This window comes from Candidatus Hydrogenedentota bacterium, from assembly GCA_019695095.1.
Classification (GTDB): Bacteria; Hydrogenedentota; Hydrogenedentia; order Hydrogenedentales; family SLHB01; genus JAIBAQ01.
In genome coordinates this window covers 1-22,253 of the sequence record JAIBAQ010000073.1, presented here as the reverse complement: position 1 = coordinate 22,253, position 22,253 = coordinate 1, and the positions used below count along the sequence as shown (strand labels likewise).

18 protein-coding genes are annotated in these 22,253 nt (G+C 58.1%); 4 read left to right on the top strand and 14 right to left on the bottom strand.

Annotated features, from left to right (window positions below; genetic code table 11):
* Positions 1-34: 34 nt before the first annotated feature.
* Entirely contained in the window at positions 35-595 is a 561-nt protein-coding gene (locus tag K1Y02_13525) for a sigma-70 family RNA polymerase sigma factor (protein MBX7257378.1), read from the bottom strand.
* Between the two features lie 310 nt (positions 596-905).
* On the opposite strand from K1Y02_13525, the gene K1Y02_13520 reads away from it, so the two are divergent.
* The 3 genes from K1Y02_13520 to K1Y02_13510 all read left to right on the top strand — a co-directional run bounded on the left by K1Y02_13520 (position 906) and on the right by K1Y02_13510 (position 5,393).
* Complete coding sequence (locus tag K1Y02_13520) at positions 906-2,393, top strand: DegQ family serine endoprotease (protein MBX7257377.1); 1,488 nt, start codon at positions 906-908, stop codon at positions 2,391-2,393.
* Between the two features lie 160 nt (positions 2,394-2,553).
* Positions 2,554-5,130 (top strand): bifunctional lysylphosphatidylglycerol flippase/synthetase MprF, encoded by a 2,577-nt coding sequence (mprF, locus tag K1Y02_13515; protein MBX7257376.1) that lies wholly within the window; start codon positions 2,554-2,556, stop codon positions 5,128-5,130.
* A 116-nt stretch (positions 5,131-5,246) separates the two neighbouring features.
* A complete protein-coding gene (locus K1Y02_13510; protein ID MBX7257375.1) occupies positions 5,247-5,393 on the top strand; it encodes a hypothetical protein in 147 nt (48 codons plus the stop codon).
* A 241-nt stretch (positions 5,394-5,634) separates the two neighbouring features.
* Here K1Y02_13510 and K1Y02_13505 read toward each other — a convergent pair whose 3' ends face one another.
* From K1Y02_13505 to rpsB, 11 genes are all read right to left on the bottom strand, one after another.
* On the bottom strand, positions 5,635-7,125 hold the full coding sequence (locus K1Y02_13505; GenBank protein MBX7257374.1) for a hypothetical protein: 1,491 nt from the start codon (positions 7,123-7,125) through the stop codon (positions 5,635-5,637).
* 118 nt (positions 7,126-7,243) lie between these two features.
* On the bottom strand, positions 7,244-7,945 hold the full coding sequence (locus K1Y02_13500) for an ABC transporter ATP-binding protein (protein ID MBX7257373.1): 702 nt from the start codon (positions 7,943-7,945) through the stop codon (positions 7,244-7,246).
* Positions 7,938-9,203 (bottom strand): lipoprotein-releasing ABC transporter permease subunit, encoded by a 1,266-nt coding sequence (locus K1Y02_13495; GenBank protein MBX7257372.1) that lies wholly within the window; start codon positions 9,201-9,203, stop codon positions 7,938-7,940. Before K1Y02_13495 ends, K1Y02_13500 begins: the two co-directional genes overlap by 8 nt.
* 4 nt (positions 9,204-9,207) lie before the next feature.
* Positions 9,208-10,713, bottom strand: a complete 1,506-nt coding sequence (gene lysS / locus K1Y02_13490) for a lysine--tRNA ligase (GenBank protein ID MBX7257371.1) — start codon at positions 10,711-10,713, stop codon at positions 9,208-9,210.
* A 4-nt stretch (positions 10,714-10,717) separates the two neighbouring features.
* Positions 10,718-11,830 carry a peptide chain release factor 2 gene (gene prfB, locus K1Y02_13485; GenBank protein MBX7257370.1) on the bottom strand — a complete coding sequence of 371 codons (1,113 nt, stop codon included), beginning with the start codon at positions 11,828-11,830 and terminating at the stop codon, positions 10,718-10,720.
* Between the two features lie 64 nt (positions 11,831-11,894).
* Positions 11,895-12,740 carry a phosphatidate cytidylyltransferase gene (locus K1Y02_13480; protein MBX7257369.1) on the bottom strand — a complete coding sequence of 282 codons (846 nt, stop codon included), beginning with the start codon at positions 12,738-12,740 and terminating at the stop codon, positions 11,895-11,897.
* A gap of 2 nt (positions 12,741-12,742) precedes the next feature.
* The gene (locus tag K1Y02_13475) at positions 12,743-13,474 is read right to left on the bottom strand and encodes an isoprenyl transferase (GenBank protein ID MBX7257368.1); all 732 of its coding nucleotides are present in this window, start codon (positions 13,472-13,474) and stop codon (positions 12,743-12,745) included.
* 142 nt (positions 13,475-13,616) lie between these two features.
* The gene (gene frr, locus K1Y02_13470; protein MBX7257367.1) at positions 13,617-14,174 is read right to left on the bottom strand and encodes a ribosome recycling factor; all 558 of its coding nucleotides are present in this window, start codon (positions 14,172-14,174) and stop codon (positions 13,617-13,619) included.
* Between the two features lie 2 nt (positions 14,175-14,176).
* Positions 14,177-14,869 carry a UMP kinase gene (pyrH, locus tag K1Y02_13465; GenBank protein MBX7257366.1) on the bottom strand — a complete coding sequence of 231 codons (693 nt, stop codon included), beginning with the start codon at positions 14,867-14,869 and terminating at the stop codon, positions 14,177-14,179.
* Positions 14,870-15,017: 148 nt separating this feature from the next.
* A complete protein-coding gene (gene tsf / locus K1Y02_13460) occupies positions 15,018-15,620 on the bottom strand; it encodes a translation elongation factor Ts (GenBank protein MBX7257365.1) in 603 nt (200 codons plus the stop codon).
* 3 nt (positions 15,621-15,623) lie between these two features.
* Entirely contained in the window at positions 15,624-16,466 is an 843-nt protein-coding gene (rpsB, locus tag K1Y02_13455) for a 30S ribosomal protein S2 (GenBank protein ID MBX7257364.1), read from the bottom strand.
* 422 nt (positions 16,467-16,888) lie between these two features.
* Here rpsB and K1Y02_13450 point away from each other — a divergent pair, with 422 nt between their 5' ends.
* Positions 16,889-17,761 carry a transglutaminase family protein gene (locus K1Y02_13450; protein ID MBX7257363.1) on the top strand — a complete coding sequence of 291 codons (873 nt, stop codon included), beginning with the start codon at positions 16,889-16,891 and terminating at the stop codon, positions 17,759-17,761.
* Between the two features lie 410 nt (positions 17,762-18,171).
* On the opposite strand, the gene K1Y02_13445 is transcribed toward K1Y02_13450, so the two are convergent.
* Positions 18,172-19,683, bottom strand: coding sequence for a PilT/PilU family type 4a pilus ATPase (locus tag K1Y02_13445; GenBank protein MBX7257362.1), 1,512 nt, complete (start codon positions 19,681-19,683; stop codon positions 18,172-18,174).
* 197 nt (positions 19,684-19,880) lie between these two features.
* A partial coding sequence (locus tag K1Y02_13440; protein ID MBX7257361.1) for a hypothetical protein occupies positions 19,881-22,253 on the bottom strand: 2,373 nt, incomplete at its 5' end.

Sequence of the window (22,253 nt, the reverse complement as noted above, 5' to 3'; positions counted from 1 at the left end):
TCTCCTTATACGATTCGCGAAGTCTGCCTATTCGCTAAGACTTCGTGTGTTCCTGTTCCAATTGTGCGAAAGCTTGCCGAAACGCCGCGCGCGCCCTCGTCAGAAGCGACTCGACCGTCTTCACGTTCTGTCCCCATGTCCGCGCGATTTCCGCCACAGACTGTTCCTGCTCGTACTTCGCGCGAAGCACAATCTGATAGCGATCCGGCAAGGAACCAAGCACCAACGCGAACCGTTCTCCTTCGCCCATCGCGGGTGGCGCAATCGCAGTCCCCGCCGCTATCTCGTGGTTCAGCCGGTTCCGGCGTGCCCACCGGCGTCGATCGTTCGCCAACAACCGGTCTGCGATGCCGCACAGCCAAACGCCGAAGTTTCCTTTGGCGGGATCGAACGCCCGCATCTTCTTGACGGCGACCAGCCAACAGTCCTGAACAATCTCCTGCGTGCGATGAAGGTCACACATCGTTTCCCGATGAACATGCGCAAAGAGAGCGTTGAAGTGGCGCTCGTACAGTACGCGCCACGCTGTCTCGTCGCCGGATAGCGCAGCAGTGCGTAACGCATGCTCGTCTTCGTCAAGGAAATCCGATGACATGTGCCGGTGTCCTGTTACCTCTGTCATTCACCAACTATATTGTCGTATCGCACCAGAATCCTTCGAATTACCCACGGCGCTCTTCCTTCCGCCCGCCTGAGTTCGTGCCTCAATTGGGGTATTTCTCCGCCCAATGCAGACACTTCAGGCGGATGTCTGTGAATTCACGATTGGCGATACCATTGTTTGACAAGGACTTGCGCGGGTTATGGCACTTGGCACACGAGTTGTTATCTGCACCTGAAGAATGAAATAGCTCGCAAGGGAACCAGAACCCCTCGTAATTAACCCGGCGAGCAAGGAGGATTCTATGTCTCGCAAGACCAAGATTGGATTTTGGTTGGCAACGGTAATGATGATTGCCGGCACATCGCTGATTACACTCGGCGGCGCCAACCCCGCACCCGTTCAAGGGCAAGACCACAGTGGAAGTATTGCGGCCGTCGACGCAATGAGCGACGCCTTCGCATACGTAGCGAATCAGACTTCGCCGGCAGTCGTGTTCATTGAGATTCAGAAGACGGTTACGCCGCGACCTGCCTCGTTTTTTGGCCCCGAAGGGTATAGCTTCGGCATCCCGGGATTCTTCGGGCCGATGCCGGGACGCGGCCCTGATAGCATGGGCGATGATGGCCCCGGCCGATACCCGGTGCCTGTCGGCGAAGGTTCCGGATTCATCATCTCGCCCGATGGCTACATTGTCACTAATAATCACGTGACGGATGATGCGGACCGACTCAAGGTCACGCTGGCCGACGGCCGCACGTTCGATGCGAAGCTCGTGGGTGCAGACCCGCAGACCGAGATCGCGCTGATCAAGGTCGAGGCGGAGAATCTGCCCACGGTGAAGCTTGGCGACTCCGATTCGCTGCGTGTTGGCGAGTGGGTGCTGGCCATCGGTAGTCCGTTCGGTCTGAATCACTCGGTGACCTCCGGCATTGTGAGTGCGCGTGAGCGCGGCAACGTTGGTATCGTGGACTACGCGGACTTCATCCAAACCGACGCGGCTATCAACCCCGGCAACTCCGGCGGTCCGCTGCTTAACATGAAGGGCGAAGTCGTCGGCATGAACACCGCTATCGTAAGCCGTGGCGGTGGCAGCAACGGCGTTGGCTTCGCCATCCCCGTCAACATGGTCAAGTCGGTCGTTGACCAGTTGCGCGACCACGGCTCCGTGACGCGCGGATTCCTTGGCGTGGGTATTCAGGAGTTGACGCCCGACCTCGCTCAGTGGTTCGGCATTCCGGACAATCGCGGCGTGCTGATTTCGCAGGTGAGCCCTGATTCGCCTGCTGAAAAGGCGGGATTGCAGCGCGATGACGTCATCGTCGAGATGGATGGCAAGAGTGTGGCCGAAGCGGGCACGTTCCGTAGCCACATTGCCACCAAGAAACCGGGTACGTCCGTTGAGCTGGGCATCCTTCGTAAGGGTGAGCGCATAAACAAGAAGGTCGATTTGGGTAGCCTCGAAGGCAAGAAAATTGCCGCGAACGAGCCCGACACTCAATCCGGCCAGATGGGCCTTGGCATCGAGCTTCAGCCCCTGACCAGCGATATTGCCCAGCAACTTGGATTCGAAGGTGAGTCCGGCGTGGTTGTGGCTGGTGTCGAACCCGGCTCTCCCGCGGCCCGCGCAGGTCTTCGCCCCGGCGCGCTGATCACTGAAGTCAACAAGAAGCCCGTACACAATATCCGCGAGTTCCAGCAGGCGCTGAAAGATGGCGCAAACGGTAAGTCGGCCCTGCTGTTGGTCCGCATGGGTGAAGGATCTCGATACGTTGCGATTGAAACGTCTTAAGCGAGACCATCCTGCTTGAAGTCGGGCCGGCGGCGTATGAGCGCGCCGCTGGCCCGCTTCTTTCTATACCTGTATACTCAAATCTCGCGCAAGGCACGGCCTAGCCGGCCTGTGTTCGCATATCCAAACAAGGCGACGATAGCAGAAGGGGGATGTCCGTATGGGCCGCTCGGAGTCGCGCTGGAACGCGGCAACCGCAAAGCGTCTCGTACCGTTGGCCGGGGCCGTTATCTTCGTAGCCGCTTTGGCCGTGCTACACCACACGCTTCGCGGTATTCACTTCAAAGACATTCGCGCCGCCTTCCACGAAGTACCTCTTACCGCTGTGATTCAATCCGTCGCATTTACCGGTATCAGCTACTTCGTGCTGACCTGCTACGACGCGCTGGCCTTCCGCTACCTGAAGCACAAGATGCCCTACTGGCGAACCATGTTCGCCGCCTATATCGGGTGGTCGCTAAGCAACAGCGTTGGCTACAGTGTGCTAAGCGGCGGCGCCATCCGCCTGCGTCTTTACACCGCGTGGGGCCTGAACGCAATCGAAGTCACCAAGATCGTGACGTTCTGCAGTCTCACTGCGCTGCTCGGATTCATTTCCATGGCAGGCCTGGCGATGACGATCGAGCCTCATGCCTTTCCGCACACGGCGGTGTTACGCGAATCGTTCGTCCGGCCTTTGGGTTTGCTGTTGCTTGCGATTCCTTTCTCGTATCTTGTCGTCTTGGCCTTGCGGCGAAATGCGCTGCTCGTGCGTGGGTGGCAGTTGGAATTGCCGTCGCCGCGAATTGGCGCAGCTCAAATCGTGCTGAGTTGCATCGACCTCTCCCTGGCGGGATCTGTCCTGTACTCTCTTCTTCCAAAGGAATCCACGCTATCGTTTCCGGCCTTTCTGGGCCTTTACGCCATAGCCCTGTTCGCCGGCCTGATTAGCCAGGTTCCCGGCGGGTTGGGTGTCTTCGAAACCGTTCTGATGCTCGCGGTACCTTCCAACGTGCCCCCGGAATCGATGATGGCGTCCTTGCTCATGTATCGCGCCGTATACTACCTCGCGCCGTTGACATCGGCGACACTCGCGTTTGGTCTCTATGAACTAAGGCATCGTTCGCGCGCGCTGGCCCCGCTTGTGCGGGTGTACGGTGAATGGGTATCGCCGATTGTCTCGTATCTGTTCGCTTTCCTGGTCTTTTTGAGCGGCACGATGCTGCTGGTATCCGGCGCAACGCCCCCCGATGCCGCCCGATTCGGGATTATTCGCGACGTACTCCCCTTACCCTTGATCGAGCTATCCCATTTTCTCGGGAGCATCGTCGGTATCTTGCTCATACTCCTGGCGCGCGCACTCCAGCGAAGACTGCGTGCCGCATACTGGCTTTCCATCGCACTCATGGTGTTCGGCGCCCTCTTCTCCCTTCTCAAAGGTTTCGACTACGAGGAGGCAATCATCCTCTCCTTTATGCTCGTTGTCTTTCTGCTAAGCCGAACCTTTTTCTATCGAAAAGCGGCCCTCTTCTCGGGGAGCTTCTCTTTCGGCTGGACCACCGCCGCGTTCATGGTTGTTGTTGCCTCGCTGTGGTTGGGACTCTTCGCCTACAAACACGTCGAGTACTCACACGAACTCTGGTGGAAGTTCACAATGCACGGCGACGCGCCTCGCTTTCTGCGCGCTTCCGTCGGCGTGCTTGTCCTGTGTCTCGCGGCGGGATTTGCGAGACTGCTTAGCGCGCCTCCGCCTAGACCAACATCGCCTTGCGAGGAAGATGCCGCTCGTGCGGCTGCCATCGTGTCGCATTCGCGACAGACCTACGCCACCCTGGCGTATCTCGGCGACAAGTCCTTCATGTTCGCAGACGATTCCGAGGCATTCATCATGTACCGCGCCGAAGCGCGAAGCCTTGTAGCCATGGGAGATCCGGTGGGAGACCCTGCCGCGTATCGTGAGCTCATCTGGCGCTATCTCGAGATGTGCGATCGAATGGGGTCCTGGCCCGTCTTCTATCAAGTCCGTCCGGAGATACTTCCCCTTTACGTGGACGCAGGGCTCAGCCTCATGAAGCTCGGCGAAGAAGGACGTGTCGATTTGCGATCGTTCACGCTCGAAGGAGGACGTCGAAAAGCGGAACGCAATGCCCTGCGGAAACTGGAGAAGGAAGGATGTGAATTTGCCATCGTTCCACAATCGGAAGTGCCTTCCATCATGGAAGATCTTCGGAGCATTTCGGACGATTGGCTGCAATCGAAGAATACACGCGAAAAGCGCTTCTCCCTGGGCCGGTTCAGTGAGGAGTATCTTGTTCACTTCCCGCACGCCGTTGTCCGGCTCGACGGCCGTATTGTGGCGTACGCAAACGTGCTTGCGGGGGCCGAGAACGAAGAGTTGTCTCTCGACCTTATGCGCTACAGGCACGATGCGCCTTCTGGTCTGATGGACTTTCTGTTCCTCAACTTGATGCTATGGGGGAAAGACCAGGGATACCACTGGTTTAGCCTCGGCATGGCGCCGCTCGCAGGTCTGGAGAGCCACACCCTGGCCCCGCTCTGGAGCAGAGTCGGGTCGGTCGTGTTTCGGCATGGTGAGCATTTTTACAACTTCAAAGGACTGCGCCAATACAAGCAGAAATTCGATCCGGTCTGGGAACCGCGTTACCTCGCGTCTCCCGGAGGTTTCGCGCTGCCCCGCATCCTATCGAATGTTGCATCCCTCGTTGCCGGCGGGCCGACAGGCATTGTCCTCCGATGATGAGCCGTGTCGCCGCCGCGCTGCTTGCGACGGGGCTTCCATGCAAATATACTCGCTTCACGAGAACGAGAAGGTTTCGAGAGCCGTTCGGGCGACGTTACGGGGAGGAGCAATCAGTGAGACACATCCGGCAGATTAGCGCGGTTCCGGCATCGGCGTTTGAAGTGCAGCCTAGCATCTTCCTGCGCGTTCTCGATCTTGTGCTCCAACGTGTGGTGATTGCGCAACTGCAACAAAAGAAGACAGACGGGTCAAGCAAATAGTCCGCAATTTGCACCGGCGCGAGTGAGCGCCGACGCAAATTGCTCACGTGCAAGACTTTGAGGTTATGCCATGAGGATTTCTCGCGAGCACACGCTGTCTTCGGAGAGCCGCTTCGATTTTCGCCGCAAGTCTGGCAAACACACTGGTTACGAGACAAGCTCAAGTGTGATCGTGAGAAATCCGGGATAGACCCCGCCTGCCTTGGTGATTATGACTTTCGTTTGCTGAGCGTAGACTGCCTTATTGTGTCGCCGCAGGCTCCAGACTCCGCCAAATCTCCAATCCATCGACGGGATTTGCGGAACCCAAATACAAGTAGCCATCCGGCGTCGATTCCATGGTCCGCCAACCATAGTTGGTCCGGTCGCCCATGCCATTGATAGTCACCGGGAACCAATTGACGCCATCTTGTGTCTTGAAAATGTCCGCACCCGCATCCGTTAACCAATACCACTGATCATAGTCCAGCGGCAGGTCGGGCACATCTCCACTTTGCTCGCCCGTTTGTATGTACGAAATCAATGCGGGCAAGTTGTCGAGCAACCATGACAATACGGTGCCTTGGTCCCACGTCCCCGCATAGAGCCAGCCATCGTGCTCTTCCATCCACCAGCAATAGGAATTCGTGAAGAAGTTGAAACCCGATTCATAGCCGGATAGCGACTGCGGCCCTACCACGGTTTCCCATTCATCTTGCTCGTTGATGCGGATAATGTCGCACCCTTTGAAACCGCTCGCCTGAGCCGGATTAAATCCGAAGAAGATGATGCTGCCAACGTAGAGCTGGCCCTTGAAGATGCACGGCGTTCCCGCAATCTCGTTTCGCGTGTCGGTGGCGCCGTGGTCAACGACCTTTATGGCGCCGTTCTTGTCTGGACCTTCCAGCTTCCAGATCTCATACCCTTCTTTGTCATTCTTCGTGCCCGCATAGAGCCAGTCGTTGTATGAGATCAGGAACTCGATTCCCCGGTTGTTGGGATTGCCGAAACCATTCTGCATGAGGGGCGAGAAGTTCACGCCATCACTCGATACCCAGATCTCGCCGGGAGGCGGCTCGTCCTCGTATGTGTCATACGCATACGCGAGGTACATCTTTCCATTGTGCTCCGCGAAGTAGCGAATCGATGCGCCGCCCTCGCCGGTTGTAAACACCGATTCCCACGATCCGGGATCTCCGGTGCGCGACCGCCACAACCTCGATTCAAGTCCTTGCGTCGCCACATAGAGATAGTCCGCGCGCACGTCGTTTTTCGCGGGGTCAACTGCAGCATGGTAAATGCCCATGAACCGGAATCCAGTCGTCAGGTATTCCCCTTCGTTCTCTACGTCCCGGTAATCGAACACGCGTTCCCATACTTCAGGTCCCAAGTCAGGGCGATGCCGCCGAATCTCGGGCGGACGTACGGGCGCGTCAGTGATTTCGCCGCCGGCGATCAATGTCCCGAAGTAGAAACCGATCAGCCCCGCAATGTTGTTGCCAGTGCCGACATACACGTAACCATTCTCTGCTCCCTCGGCCCTGAAATAGCGCATGGCCCAAGCGTAGCTGTTGATGTCTTCCGCATTGTCGGAAGCGTCAAATCCGTTTTGGCTGACCTTGATGAAATCTCGCGCCCCCAATCCTCCCGACTCACATTGAGGCAGCAGCATGCTGCACGAGAGAATCACCGCCAACGCGGCTAGGTTGCGCCCGTGAAATCCCTGCCATTTTGAGAAGCGTGTTTCCGGCATTTTGTGCTCCCCCTTCGTTGTGGAAGGTTTCCCCGCGGCGACCTTGGCTGCCGCAGACCTACAATACTCCGAGAGAGGCGTCTGAGAAAAGGGGATACTGCCGCCGATGCGGTGGGGCTTATGCCTTCCGAACGTGGGCTGTGCCTTGGTGGAGGTATATCCAGCGGTGAGCGCGCTGGCCAAGGGCGTCGTCATGGCTCACGATAACCAAAGTCACTCGGTCATCTTCGTTTAATTTCCAGAGCAATTCGATAATTCCGCCGCCGGTGCGTTCATCGAGATTCCCGGTGGGCTCGTCGGCAAGCACAACGCTCGGCCTGTTGAACAGGGCGCGTGCAATCGCCACTCGCTGCTGTTCACCGCCGCTAAGCATGCCGGGTTTGTGCGTCATGCGCTCGGTGAGCCCCACTTTCGCAAGCAATTCTTCGGCGCGTTCTCGACAATCTTTACGCCGCTTGCCCATGCTGATGGCAGGCATCATCACGTTCTCAAGCGCCGTGAATTCCGGGAGCAGGTGGTAGAACTGAAACACGAAACCGACTTGTTCGTTTCGGATGCGGTTCACTTCGGCGCGGCTCGTCGTCAGCAGCGACTTGCCTCGGAACAGTACCTCGCCCCCCGTGGGCCGGTCCAGCGTCCCCATGATGTGCAGCAACGTGCTCTTGCCCACGCCCGAGGGGCCGCTGATGGCGAGGATCTGTCCTTCGTCAACGACCAGGTCTAGCCCTTGAAGGATGCGAAGCTCGCGCGTTCCATCGTGGTAGACCTTGTCCACCTTTACGCATTCGATGATGTGGTTACTTGCTTCCGTGCTACTCATAGCGCAACGCATCCACCGGATCGAGGCGCGACGCGCTCCACGCCGGATACAGGGTTGAGATGAAGGTGAGGGCCACCGCCGATCCCACGATGAACGCGATATCGCGGGGGACAATCGATACCGGAATGTGGTCAAAATGATAGATGACCGAGTTGAAGAGATCGACCCCAAGCATCCACGCGATGGCGCTTGCGACGGGATTCAGGTTGTGGGCCAGAATGATTCCTCCCACGAGTCCTACCAGCGTGCCGCCCATTCCGATATAGAATCCCTCAAGCATGAACAGTTGGATGATGGTGCGCGTACTCACACCCAATGTCCGCAGGATGCCAATGTCTCGCTTCTTTTCCATCACGACCATGATCAGTGTGCTCGTAATATTGAAAGCCGCCACGAGAATGATGAACAAGAGTATGATGAACATGGCCACCTTCTCTTGCTTGAGCGCTTCGAAGAAGAACTGATTGCTGTCGTACCACGTCGTCGCGATATAGCCGTATTCGTCTTCGATACGCTTTGCGATTTCTCTCGCCTTCAACGGTTCTGCCAGCATGCAACGAATTCCATCCACGCCCTGCTGGTGCTTGATCTGCTGCGCCGTTTCGAGAGTCACGTATCCGTATACGGCATCGTAATCCGACATTTGCGCTTGCGACAGACCGCTGACCGTAAGCCATTTAGTCTGCGCGGCCACTTTGCCCAACGGCGATGGGCTGTCTCCGGGCGTGATGACTCCCACCTCGTCGCCCATATACACGCCGATGTTCTGCGCGAGGATGTAGCCCAGTACGATTTCATTCTTCTTGGGCAGACTTCCCATCCCGAATTGGCGCCCGCGTTCTGCCGTCAGGTTTTCAGCGAGATTCGAGACTTCGAGTTCTCTTTCCACGTCGATCCCGATGACGAACCCGGCCTCGTAGTCGTTGGGTGAGCCTCCCATGCGCCTCAGCACCGACTTGATCTGAATGAACGGACTCGCAGCGCGTATCTCCGGACAAAGCCTTCGCACCGCCGTAATGACTTCATCGGGATTATCGATAGGACTGCCGTCGAGACTCGAAATCTGAAGGTGGGCATTGTTGCCCATGATGGCCGCGGTCAACTCTTCGTCGAAGCCCGTCATTACGCTCATCACCACGATCAGCGCCATGACGCCGACACTCACGCCGGCGATAGAGATGATCGTGATCAAATTGACGAAACGCGATTTGCGTTTGCCGCGCAAGTACCGGGCTGCTACGAATGCTTCAAACCGCATCGTGTTATCCAAGTGGCCGCAGCAGTGGGAACAGAATGACTTCGCGAATTGAGGCAGAGTCCGTCAACAGCATCGACAATCGGTCAATGCCGATGCCCAATCCGGCCGTCGGCGGCATACCGATTTCCAGCGCCGTAATGAAATCCTCGTCCAGGTGCTGGGCTTCTTCATCACCGCCCTCGCGCTGCTTCAATTGGTCCATGAACCGCTCGCGCTGATCGATGGGGTCATTCAATTCGGAGAACGCGTTGCAGAGCTCAAGCCGGCCGATGAAAACCTGGTAGCGCTCGGTCAATGCCGGATTTCCGCGCTTCTTCTTCGCAAGCGGCGAAATCTCGATGGGATAGTCGTAGAGGAAAGTGGGCTGTACGAGTCTGGGCACGACACGCGCGCTCATGACCTCGTCCACAATCTTTCCGTATCCCATAGTCGGGTCAATCTCCACGCCGATGCTCTTGGCAAGCTTCGCGGCTTCGTCCCGGTCGCGAGTCGTCTCCAAATCGATCCCCGCGTACTCGCGAATGGCATCATGTAATTTAATGCGTTTCCACGGGCGAGTCGCATCGATGGTCTCGCCCTGGTAGTCGAACGTTAGGCCGCCGGTCGCGGCTTCGATGGCCGCGCAGAACAGCTCCTCCGTTTCTTCCATCAATCCCATGTAATCCTGGTACGCCTCGTAAAGTTCCATCATCGTAAATTCGGGATTGTGGCGCGTGTCCACGCCCTCGTTGCGGAAGTTGCGGTTAATTTCGAAAACCCGCTCAAATCCGCCGACGATAAGCCGCTTGAGATAGAGCTCCGGCGCAATGCGAAGGTACAAGTCCGTGTCGTACGTGTTGTGATGCGTGATAAAGGGACGCGCCGTTGCGCCGCCGGGAATCGGGTGCAGCATGGGCGTCTCCACTTCCAGAAAACCGCGCGCCGTCAGGAAGTTCCGAATCGCATCGATAATGCCGATACGTTTCCGGAACTTCGCAAGCACTTCGGGGTTGGCCACCATGTCGAGATAGCGCTGTCGGTACCGCGTCTCGACGTCGGTTAGACCGTGGTACTTCTCAGGCAAAGCGCGAATCGACTTGGAGAGCAGTTCGTAGGAGTCCACGAACAGCGTGACTTCCCCCGTGCGCGTCCGGTGTACTTCGCCCTTGGCGCCCACGAAGTCGCCGAGATCCATGTCGAACACGGTCTGAAACGCTTCTTCACCAAGTTTCTTCTGATTGAAGTAGAGTTGTATCTGTCCGCCTTCGTCGCGAATGTTGGCGAAGATGCTCTTCCCGTGATCGCGAAACGAGATCATGCGTCCGGCAAGGGTCGCGGGCAAGCTCGCCGTCTCGCCTTCTGCCACGGCCTTCTCCGCTTCTTCGAATTGCGCGCGCGCGCTGGCTATGGTGCTCGACCGCGCAAACGAATAAGGGTATGGCTCGATGCCCTTTCCGCGAAGGCGCTCGAGCTTTTCGAGGCGGTGCCGCAGCAGTTCCTGTTCGGTCGAATGATGTGCGTCGTCGGACATGAGATTAACTTACGCCTTTCCGTTCCAGCTTCCACTTCAGGAAGCCTGCAATGAAGATATCCAAATCACCATCCAGGACTCGGTCCACGTTACTGGTCTCGACGTCCGTGCGGTGATCCTTGATGAGTTGATACGGGTGGAGCACGTAGCTTCGAATTTGGCTGCCCCACGCAACTTCCTGCTGGCCTTCCCGCAAGGCGAGCCGCTCCACTTCTTTCTTCTGCATTTCGATGTCGTAGAGTTTCGCTTTCAACATCTGCAAGGCCGTGGCGCGGTTGCGGTGTTGCGATCGCTCGATCTGGCAGGCAACCACAATGCCGGTGGGCAAGTGGGTCAAGCGAACCGCCGAGCTGGTCTTGTTGACCTTCTGACCGCCGGGGCCGCTCGAGCGAAACACGTCCATCTTGAGCTCTTCTTCTTTGATCTCAATCTCGATGTTGTCGTCGACCTGGGGAACCACTTCGATGGCCGCGAACGACGTGTGCCTGCGCTTATTGGCGTCGAAGGGCGAGATCCGCACCAGCCGGTGCACGCCCGCCTCCGATTTCAGGTTGCCGTACGCAAAAGGTCCATCGACGATAATTGTCGCGCTCTTCAGACCGGCCTCGTCGCCTTCCTGGTAGTCGACGACTTCGACATTGAATTCGTGCCGCTCGCAGCATCGCGTGATCATGCGGTACAGCATCGACGCCCAATCGCACGATTCCGTGCCGCCTGCGCCGGGGTGTACGTTGATGATGGCCGCTTTCGAATCGCGCGGATCGGTGAACAGGCTGCTGATCTCGAGTCGATCGAGTTTCTCGCCCAAGTCTGCCGCCAGGGTCGACAATTCTTTCGCCATCGACTCGTCGTTCTCCGACTGCGCCAGTTCCACCAGCACTTGCGCATCTTCGATTTCGTGATGCAGCGAATCGGGAGCCGCAATCAGGTTCTTCAATGCCTTCAGCTTCTGTAGAACCTTCTGCGCCGCTTCCGGGTCGTCCCAGAAATTCGAGGCGCTCATCTGCTCTTCGATTTCGGCGATCTGCGCTTTCGTGCCGTCTACACGCAAGCTCTTCCGCAATTGCGAGAGTCGATCCGCATATTCCTTGAGCTTCGTGAATTCTTCTTCATACATATCGGTATATTACCTGCCTCATATCATTTGCGCGTTTGGCATGCCCTTGACGTGAACGTCTGGCTCAAAGCACGAACAAGGGAACGGCCATATAGTATAGGAACGGCGCCGCGAACAGGAACCCATCGCAGCGATCCAACACACCGCCGTGCCCGGGAAACACGTGCCCCGAATCCTTCAGTCCCGCATCGCGCTTTAAGCACGATTCCGCAAGGTCGCCTACTTGCGACGCTACCGACAGCACCGCGCCCGCGTACAGGTAGCGCGGCAGCGTCCAATCGGGTATGGCGGTCATGCGTACGTCTTGTCCTAGCCAGTACAGGATAGCCATGCCAAGGACAGAGCCGAATAGACCCGCGAATGCGCCTTCCCACGTCTTGCCGGGACTCGCTTTCGGCGCAAGTTTGTGCTTGCCGATTGCCCTTCCCACGAAAAAGGCTGCGGTGTCAGTCAGGATTACGGACACAAACAGTAGCATCACGAGGCCGGGACCCTGCCCTGGAATGCCGTGAATGAGCACAATGTGTGCGCCGAACCACCCAAGGTATATGAGACCGAATATCGTTCCCGCGAGACCCGCGACCGCGTGTTGCCCACGCACAACGTGCAGCGCGGCTACCAACAAGCAGCCTCCGTACAAGAGAAAATTTGTGAGCGTGAGGCTTCCGAAATATCCGCTGAAGGCGATGATCGTGCCCGCAAGCATGCCACCGATGGTCTCGGGCGAAATCTGACGCGCTCGCGCGATCGCGAACAGTTCGTATAGTCCCACCAGTACGAGCGCACTGACCAACACGGCAAACAACAAGTGCATCGAGGGTGCCCAAATCGCATACAGGAATACGGAGAGAAGGATTGCGGCGGTGATGGTGCGCACAAGTACGGAGTGATCGAAGAGTCTTTGGCCCATGATCAGCGGCCGCCGAACCGGCGCTTGCGCGATTGATACTCCGCGATGGCCGCATACAAGTGCGGCTTTCGGAAATCCGGCCACAGGACATCGGGCGCGACGATTTCCGCATACGACAACTGCCACATCATGAAATTGCTCAGTCGCAATTCCCCGCTGGTCCGAATCAGCAAATCCGGATCGGGCAGATCGGCTTGGTACAGGTATTTTGCGAACAACGCCTCGTCCACATCATCCGGTTTTATCTTGCCTGCAAGGGCATCTCGCGCAATTGCCTTTGCCGCATCCGAGATTTCGGCTCGCGCTCCATAATTGATGGCAACGTTCAGGCGCATGGACTTGTTGTTCTTGGTCCGTTCCATGGATGCGCGCAGGTCCTGAACAGCTTTCTCGGGAAGCCCTTCCATACGGCCCATGATCGTTACCCGTATGTCTTCCTTGTGAATATTCTCCAACTCCATGTGCACATACCGGCTGAGCAGGCGAAACAAGGCGTTGACTTCCGTTTTGGTTCGCCGCCAGTTCTCGGTCGAGAACGCGTAAAGCGTCAGCACTTCGATGCCGCCAAGTTCGCGGCACGCCTCCACGATGGCCCGCACGCTCTTTGCGCCCGCTTCGTGACCGGCTGCTCTACTCAAACCCTGACGGCGAGCCCACCGGCTATTGCCATCCATGATGACCGCAATATGCCGGGGCAAACGCTTCGGATCGATTTCGGGAAGTTTGGTGCTCATTGGGATAAGGATATTACATCCGCTTTCGGTACGCGCACTGCCCGTGCCACGCGCCCGCCCCTGTATGCGGCGGTTGTCCCGTATTGACGCAGTCTTCGTAGAGGCAGATGTTCCGCGAAGAACATCGCCGGTTCCGCGAAGGCTACACCTCCATGATCTCTTCTTCTTTGGCCTTCAGTATCGCGTCGATGTGCGCGATTGTGTCGTCGGTAACCTTCTGCACGGCCGCCGTGAGTTTGTGCGCGTCGTCCTCGGGAAGCTGACCTTCCTTCTGTTCTTTCTTGATCTCTTCGACGACGTGGCGGCGAATGTTGCGAACGGCGACTCGGGACTCTTCCGCGATTCGGCTCACGTGCTTTACCAAGTCGCGCCGGCGCTCTTCCGTCAATTGCGGAATCGGAATGCGGATGATCTTTCCATCGTTGGACGGCGTCAGTTCGAGGGGAGAGGCAAGAATCGCCTTCTCGATAGCGCCAATCTGCGACTTGTCCCAGGGGGTAATCGTAAGTAGGCGCGCCTCGGGTGCCGAAACCGTGCCCACCTGGTTGAGCTTCATCTTCTGTCCCCACGCATCCACTTCGATCGAGTCCAGCAGCCCCACCGAGGCGCGTCCCGTACGAATGTGAATGAACTCATGTTCGAGGGCCTCGACGCTCTTCTCCATCTTGGCCTTTGCCTCTTTCACGAGTTTGTGCTCCATGCTCAATCTCCTTTCACGATCGTCCCGATAGGTTCCCCCTGGACTGCCCTCAGAATACTGCCCGGTTGCGTCAAATTGAACACGAGAATCGGCAACCGGTTTTCCCTGCACAACGATATCGCCGTCGCGTCCATGACTCGCAGGTTGCGCGCAAGCGCCGTCGTGTACGACAACTCATCATACTTCGTAGCGTTGGGGTTTTTCACCGGATCGGCATCGTACACCCCGTCGACCTTGGTCGCTTTCATGAGGATCTCCGCGCCGATTTCGTTCGCGCGCAGAGCCGCCGCCGTGTCCGTGGTAAAGAAGGGATTGCCCGTGCCCGCTCCAAAGATGACAACACGTCCCTTTTCCAGGTGACGAATCGCCCGCCGGCGAATGTAGGGTTCCGCGACTGGGCGCATCTCGATGGCCGTCAACACGCGCGTTCCAACGCCCACGTGTTCCAGGACCGCCTGCAAGGCCAAAGCATTGATGACCGTCGCCAACATGCCCATATAGTCGCCCGTGGGCTGGTCGAGGCCCGCATGTTTGCCCTGTGCGCCGCGGAAGATGTTACCACCCCCGACGACGAGCGCCACTTCGACTCCCTGCCTTCGGACTTCCGCAATTTCCTCGCAGAACCGGTTCACGGTGTCGAAGTCGATGGTGTCCGTGCCCGACCCTTCGAGCGCTTCACCACTCAGTTTGAGCATGACCCGCTTATAGACGGGATTGGCCACCGTTGTCCCTCCGCTAAGTCCAAGGCGTGCCTGGGACGCTTCCTAACAATTCGCTTCTCTATGGGGCAGCACCCCCAGACAAGTCTGGGGGTGCCCAATACAACAAATACAAACGAGAGACTTAGATGGCTTCGCCGAGTTGGAAGCGCGCAAACCGGCGGATGTCGATCTTCTCGCCGACCAGACCGCTCAACTCTTTTGCCAACTCTTCCACCGTGCGATCCGGATCGCGCACGAACGGCTGCTCCATCAGGCACACCGTCGAATACCACTTCGAAAGCTTGCCTTCGGCAATCTTCTCGCACACGTTCGCGGGCTTACCGGTTTCGGCGGCCTGCTTCACGTAGATGTCTTTCTCTGCCGCGATGGCCGATTCCGGCACGTCTTCGCGGCGAACCCACAACGGCGACGCCGAGCAGATCTGCAGACAGATATTCTTGCAGAACTCCTGGAACTTCTCGCCGCGGGCCACGAAGTCGGTCTCGCAGTTCACTTCGACAAGCACGCCAACTTTTCCGCCCAAGTGGATGTACGACGTGACCGCGCCCTCTTTCGCGGCGCGATCCGCGCGCTTCGACGCGCTGGCCATGCCCTTCTCGCGAAGCCACACCACGGCCTTATCGAAATCACCGCCGGACTCTCCCAGCGCGCGCTTGCAATCCATCATTCCAGCGCCCGTCGCATCACGAAGCGACCTTACCATTTCCGAAGTTATCTCGGCCATGAACTACTCGTCTCCTTCCGTGTCATTGGACTCATCATCCGCCGCTGCCACTGCCGCCGCATCGGCCTCTTCTTCCGCGGCATCACCCGCTTCCTGCGCATCCGCCGAAGCGATGCGGCGCACGCGCGGACCCCGCTGTGGCATTTCGGCACGTACCTTCTCGAAGTGTGTACGGCCTTCGATGGCCGCATCCGCGATGACCGAGCAGAACAGACTCACGGCGCGAATCGCGTCGTCGTTGCCGGGGACAGGAATCGGGACTACGTCCGGGTCAGCATTCGTATCGACCACGCCGATGGCCGGAATGCCAAGGCGTTCGGCTTCGCGAACCGCAATCGCTTCCTTCTTCGCGTCGATGACGAAAATCACGCTGGGAAGCCCCGGCATGTTCTTGATGCCGTCCAGGTTCTTCTTTAGTTTCGTAAGCGAGCGGCGGATCTTGGCGGCTTCCTTCTTCGACAACTTATCCAACGCGCCACTCCGCTCCATCTCCTCGATGCGAAGCAGTTTGCGGACGCTGCTGTTCAACGTCTCGAAGTTCGTCAGCGTGCCGCCGAGCCAGCGGTTGTTGACGTAGTACATACCGCAGCGCTGCGCTTCGCGCGCCACCGGTTCCTGCGCCTGCTTCTTGGTGCCGACGAACAGGACCGTGCCGCCCTTCGACACTGCGTCGCGCACGAAGATGTACGCTTTCAGCAACTGACGGAGGGTCTTCTGAAGATCAATGATATAGATGCCGTTGCGCTGGCCGAAGATATACGGCCCCATTTTGGGATTCCAACGGCGGGTTTGGTGGCCGAAGTGAATACCGGCCTCCAACAGTTGTCGCATTGTCACGACAGGCATGCAGAGTTCTCCTCTTGGGTTATACCTCGGGGTCCGGCGATCAATCCGCCGAAGGCGGACACCCTGATCGCACAAATGGGTGGACCCCTGTGAATTTGGGAACGCAGAACAATAGCATGCGAACGCCTTCTGAAGCAAACGCGAATTCGGCGTTCCCGTTGCGTTCCATTCTTCCTCCGTGCTATAAAAAGGGTCCTATCCAGTAGCGCTCGTGGGCTTACCGGACACGAAGCCAGACGTGTCCTCCACGGGGAGAGAATTCCGGGCCGAGAAAGGGTTGTGCCCGTTGATCGCGTTTGACGATAGCGTCTCCCGGAAATGCCGAGATCCCCATTATCCGTACATATTTTCCCTCGTCGTGTCGTGTCCAATACCGGTTGCGGCGTCGTTTCTGCAACTCTTACCCTACTGAGGCTTGCAGCATGTTTATCGAAGGCGTTCATACCATTACCTACCGGTTCAGCCGGCCGGTCACACTCGATCCCTACGTGCTCCGTATCCGCCCCCGCTGCAACGGCACGCAGCACCTTGCGCACTTTGCGCTGCACATCGAGCCGGAACCTGCCAGGCTGTCCCACGGTATCGACTTGGAGGGTAACGCGGCCAGCCAGGTCATTTTCGAAAACGCCACGGACAGACTTGTCTTCGTAACGGAGTTTACCGTACAGACCCTTCGTACGGACCCCTACGATTTCGTGATCACCGACGCAGGCGCTCTGGCAGTCCCCATGCGCTACCGAGAGGACTTATTTGATTCGCTTGCCGCGTATCGAAAGCGTGTTGCCTCCAGCGATCCGGTCGAGCGGTTTGCTCGCGGCATAGCCTCCGAATGCAGCTTCAACACGATGACGTTCCTCACGCGCCTCAACGATCGGCTCTGGAGTATGTGCGACAAGGAAATCCGGCCCGAAGGCGATCCGTTTATGCCCGAGAAGACGCTTACGGAACGCCGAGGCTGTTGCCGGGATCTCGCGGTGCTTTTCATGGACGCATGCCGCGCCGTCGGCATCGCCGCGCGTTACGTCAGCGGCTATCATTGGGAGGGCGACCCCGGACGTTTTCGACGATATCTGCATGCGTGGGCAGAGGTCTACATCCCTGGGGGAGGGTGGCGCGGTTACGATCCCTCGCGTGGGCTTGCCGTCGCGGACGCGCACATCCCGTTGGCTGCGGCCTCGAGTCCTCGCGACGCCGTACCTATCAAAGGCGCCTATCGAGGCATCGACATTTCCGTTGAGGTGAGCACGCAGATTGACCTGTCTCTGAGCCAAGGGGTCGGCGCTTCCGCGGAGTGAAAGGCGAGTTTTCAGACGGGACCGCGCTGTGCAGGAAGTCGTCGTGGCATGAAAGGGCCGCGAATTCGGTCTTTTTGGTATCCTGGTCTCTGCAAGACTAGTACGGTAACATTCTGGGCTGTGGATAAGCGCCCTACATCCTGCCGCCGCCAAATCCAATCAGGCTCCCCGGATCCCGTAACGGAGGGCGACACTAGTGTGCAGTGCTTAAGTTATTTAATAATAAGACTTTGCGCGATGTAGGCCATCCCTCTCCAGGATGCCAATTTTGATTTGTCAAGAGGGTAGTTGCTTCGTGTATTTGGTTGTGGATAATCTGTGGATAACTTCTCGAAAAGCGCGCCGCTCTGCCATAGCACAGAGCGAAATGCCCGCATTTTCGGCGTTTTTCGGCTGTTTGAGCAGACGGTCTAGTGAGCGCCCAAGTGCTTGATACTGTCGAGACGCGGCACGGAATACGTGCCCATCAACATCTGATCCAGGATGCTCACGTCCGTGGCATACGTGTGGGCCATTTCAAGCGTGATGATCCCCTGCTTGTACAGCTTGAACAGGTAGTTCTCGAACAGCCACGAATGCGATACGGTCTGCTGCATGCCCACTCGAATCGCGTCCGTGTTGCCTTCGAGGATCGAGTCGTTGATCGGCTTGATGTCGTTGAAAAGCACTTCGATGGTCGGTATGCGGCCGCCGCCAATTTTGGGCACCAGTCTCTGGCAAATGATACAGCGCACGCAGTCGCGCAATTGCAGTTTCACCAAATCGCGTTCGACGGGATCGAAGAAGCTCACCACGCGGTTCACGACTTCCGATGCCGTGTTGCTGTGCAGCGTACTAATCACCAGGTGTCCCGTCGCGGCCGCGCTAATGGCTGACCGGATCGTGTCCGCGTCGCGCATTTCGCCAATCACGATCACATCCGGGTCGTGCCGCAGCGCGCCCGTGACCGCCGAGAAGAAGCTCGGCGTGTCGCTTCCGGTGTTGCGCTGCGAAACCACCGACTTCTTGTTGTGATGGACGTATTCGACCGGATTTTCGATCGTAAGGATATGCGAGGTGTGGTTCGAGTTGATGTAGTCGACCATGGCCGCCACCGTGGTCGACTTACCGCTGCCTGTCATACCCGTGAGCAGCACCAGTCCGTGATGCATTGTCGAAAGCTGCTCCATCAATTCGGTGGGAATGCGCAATTCCTCGAATGACGGAATCCGTTCCGGCAAGAATCGGAACGTGCAGTGCGGGGCGCCCGCCTTGATGAAGCACGAAACGCGCGAATACCCCAACCCGACCTGGTGGAAATTGAAACTGGCCTGGCGGTTCTCCTGAAAATCCTGCCAATCGCGGTCTGAGGCCACTTCACGAATCAACGCATTGATCTGCGCCGATGATAGCTTCCCCAACAAATCCGACGTACGCATCTCGCCGTCCACGCGAAACACCGGCGGATAACCGGGGGAAACGTGCACGTCGCTTGCCTTGTACTCGACCATTGCCTGGAACAGAAGCTCCGTACTGATGTGGTCGAGCCGGTATTTTTCGCCGTGGAGACGCCACACTTCGGGTAGCGGGATCGACGTGTGGAATTTGTCGACGGTCTCTTTGACCTTGTCCGGGTCTTTCTTCCCGTCCACGGGAAGCACGAGCGTCCAGCAGCCTTCTTCTTCCGTCAGCGAGCAAAGGTCGCCACAGTCCTTGGCCAGGGTCTGCATCAGCTCCAGAGCGCGGCCTTTTACGTTCGCTTTCACCTTGTAGCGTTCGAATTCCGATTCGAACTCGTCGCGCTCCGCGGTGATTTCTATGGATGGCGCCCGGGCGACAATCTTCCTTGGCAGGCCTTCTTTTTCGACCAACTCCTTTTCGCACAAGGCGATGATGTCGCGAATGCTCTTCTGGTTACCAACACCCAGGATCCATTCCGCCATGAGCTTTCTCCCCTGATTGCTGACTCCAGCTACTACGGAGGCGCCCCCAAGACCTGCAACGGCTAGCTATCTTACCCCGGCCTTTTAAAATGCGTCAACAATGTTTTGATAAATAATAATTATAAGACAATTGAAATCGCGCAAATTAAATACCTTATGTGTAGGTTTGCCAGTCTGTCTCCCTGAACCGTACTCACTTAGCGCAAAACGAGACTCGCCGGAGCGTAGGCGCCCAGCGATAGGGTCAACGCATTGTTAACAATAGGGATAGGCGACTGATTGGGCAATGGTTCACCGCGTAACGTAACCGGTTGCGCGTGCTTGGCGCCAAGGCTTTCCGGCAGCGTGACTACGACATCGCCTGACACGCCGCCCTGTTCCCAGACCCGCAATACGGTCCCTTTCCCGTCCGGGTTTGGGCCAAATGCTGTAACCGCGACGCCTTTGCGCGAGAGGGTTATCCCCGCCTGCGTGGGCGGCAAGGAACCTGGCCGGGCGGTGGAACGGGCTGCCGCGAGGGGGAACCGGGCCTCCATCGACGGCGAGTACAAGGCCGGTTCAGACGCGAACTTCTCGAAGGCCCAGATTCGGACCCGTGAACTCATGCGCCGGCCGTCACCGATCCACGCCGCGAAATTCGTCCGCCATTGGTTGTTGTAGAGGTTCACGTAGACACACGGCTTATCCGGCACGTAGCGCGCATCGAATTTGTACTCGCCGGGCTCGCCCAGGCTGACCAAGGGCGAATCGAGCGGACAGACCGCCACGCCCGCACCCGAGGAGCCGTCGTACACGGCGACGCCGGTATCAACCCACGAGAAGTGGTAGTTCGCATTCTCGACCGTCATATCCTTGGCAACATCGAGGTCGGCGCCAAGGCGTCCCAGCCGGAACGTGGGGTTCGCGCACGCGAACGGCAAGCACATCCAACCCGCTTCCGGCCACCCGTCCGGTTGCTTCTGCCACGCGATTTCGAGGTCAGCCACGGGCGTCTCCCCCGATAGCCTCAATCGGATGGATACCTGCTGCGGTTGGCCCGGACCCGGAATCGCACCCGTCATTGTTGCGCTCACGTCGATGGACGAAGTCTCGACCGTCAGGGTCATGTCAGCCGGAAACGCGCTGCTGTAGGTACTGTCCTGCGGCATGTCATACGCGGAGAACATGAGCTTGTGCATTTCGTACTGCGGATAGAGCGATTTGGCCGTCCAATCGGCGAGCTGCTTGTAGCCGAAACGCTCGTATAGGTATTGCCCGAAGCCCTGGGGCGCGGAGGGGTCCACCAACTCACGGCCCGACCGTTTGTCGATCAGGCTCGCAATGCGGCCACGCTTCGGATCGAGCGTCGCCTTGAAGAACGGACTCTCGATGACACCGTTCGACACATCCGCGGCCAGCGCGATGGGCGCAGCTTGCTCTCCGGACACCACGTAGGTCCGGTAACCCATTGGCGGGATGTCTTTGGCCACAAACCGGATGACCCGATACGGCGTCTCAAGCCCTGGCCCCACCTTCGCAAAAGGAACCAACGGCCCGCCGTCTACCGGTTTCAACGAATTGCCTTCGGGCAAATGGAACACGTTCAGCGTGACTTCGCCGTCGCGCGGCCACGCAAGCGGATTGTAGACGACGATGCGCGGCTCGTCGACGCTTACACTGTCGGCGAGGGTCATCATCGCCTCTTTGTACGGCCCCTCAACGAGCCGGCTCGCCTCGTCAATCGAACTGGCCTTTTCCCGCCAGGATTCTTCCATCACCTCGAAGTTGGGCGGAAGCCCGCGCTGCCACAGCGCGTCCCACGCTTCTCCATACGGCATCTTGACGTAGTGCTGATTGGCGAGTCCGAACGTGTGCTCGCTGAACCGCATGCTTTGGATATAAGCCTCGGACACGGCGTCGCTAACGCTTGGAAGATACACGCCCCAGCATTTCTCCAAGTGGGTCAACTGGTCCAACGCGCCAATTGTGGGGCGGGTGTTGTGCGCGCGCTTGCAGGCTTCGGGCATGCTCATGACGCCGTATATCCACGGGTCCGGGATGTCGCTGCGCACAACGGGCAGACCGCTCAAGTCCTCTTTCAAGATGCGGTTGGCAAAATCGTCCAGCGACCCCACCTTGGCTTCGATGCCGCGGCTGCGGTAGAACTCGATGTCCTTCTTGACCGTGTCGGGCGCGGGCGGACCCTGGTTGTCGCCGGTCATGTTGATGTAGACCCACGTTTTGTAGGGCCAGTCCTCAGGCGGCAACGGCTCGCTGCCGTATCCATTGTTGTACAAGGTCAGCAAACGCGAACCGTCCGGGCCTTCCCACCAGAACATCAAGGGCAGATTGAACGTCATGTTCACCAGCGGACCGCCCATGTGGTAGAACCGGATGCCCGCGTGCGTGAATAGCGTCGGAATCACCCACGACTGACCGGGCACGTCCGACATTTTCGCGGATGTGGACAAGGGGAGTCCGTACTTGCGGTCCAACGCCGATGAGACTCCCAAGCCGCGCACCAGGCCTTCCAGCTCCGCAGTCTCCGTATGCGTCGTGAACGGATATGCGTGCACGACGAGACTGCCGTC

What these genes read in the sequence shown, in the direction of transcription:
- K1Y02_13525 (MBX7257378.1), bottom strand. Translation starts at nt 595, where the DNA reads ATGTCATCGGATTTCCTTGACGAAGACGAGCATGCGTTACGCACTGCT.
- K1Y02_13520 (MBX7257377.1), top strand. Translation starts at nt 906, where the DNA reads ATGTCTCGCAAGACCAAGATTGGATTTTGGTTGGCAACGGTAATGATG.
- mprF (MBX7257376.1), top strand. Translation starts at nt 2,554, where the DNA reads ATGGGCCGCTCGGAGTCGCGCTGGAACGCGGCAACCGCAAAGCGTCTC.
- K1Y02_13505 (MBX7257374.1), bottom strand. Translation starts at nt 7,125, where the DNA reads ATGCCGGAAACACGCTTCTCAAAATGGCAGGGATTTCACGGGCGCAAC.
- K1Y02_13500 (MBX7257373.1), bottom strand. Translation starts at nt 7,945, where the DNA reads ATGAGTAGCACGGAAGCAAGTAACCACATCATCGAATGCGTAAAGGTG.
- K1Y02_13495 (MBX7257372.1), bottom strand. Translation starts at nt 9,203, where the DNA reads ATGCGGTTTGAAGCATTCGTAGCAGCCCGGTACTTGCGCGGCAAACGC.
- lysS (MBX7257371.1), bottom strand. Translation starts at nt 10,713, where the DNA reads ATGTCCGACGACGCACATCATTCGACCGAACAGGAACTGCTGCGGCAC.
- prfB (MBX7257370.1), bottom strand. Translation starts at nt 11,830, where the DNA reads ATGTATGAAGAAGAATTCACGAAGCTCAAGGAATATGCGGATCGACTC.
- K1Y02_13480 (MBX7257369.1), bottom strand. Translation starts at nt 12,740, where the DNA reads ATGGGCCAAAGACTCTTCGATCACTCCGTACTTGTGCGCACCATCACC.
- K1Y02_13475 (MBX7257368.1), bottom strand. Translation starts at nt 13,474, where the DNA reads ATGAGCACCAAACTTCCCGAAATCGATCCGAAGCGTTTGCCCCGGCAT.
- frr (MBX7257367.1), bottom strand. Translation starts at nt 14,174, where the DNA reads ATGGAGCACAAACTCGTGAAAGAGGCAAAGGCCAAGATGGAGAAGAGC.
- pyrH (MBX7257366.1), bottom strand. Translation starts at nt 14,869, where the DNA reads ATGCTCAAACTGAGTGGTGAAGCGCTCGAAGGGTCGGGCACGGACACC.
- tsf (MBX7257365.1), bottom strand. Translation starts at nt 15,620, where the DNA reads ATGGCCGAGATAACTTCGGAAATGGTAAGGTCGCTTCGTGATGCGACG.
- rpsB (MBX7257364.1), bottom strand. Translation starts at nt 16,466, where the DNA reads ATGCCTGTCGTGACAATGCGACAACTGTTGGAGGCCGGTATTCACTTC.
- K1Y02_13450 (MBX7257363.1), top strand. Translation starts at nt 16,889, where the DNA reads ATGTTTATCGAAGGCGTTCATACCATTACCTACCGGTTCAGCCGGCCG.
- K1Y02_13445 (MBX7257362.1), bottom strand. Translation starts at nt 19,683, where the DNA reads ATGGCGGAATGGATCCTGGGTGTTGGTAACCAGAAGAGCATTCGCGAC.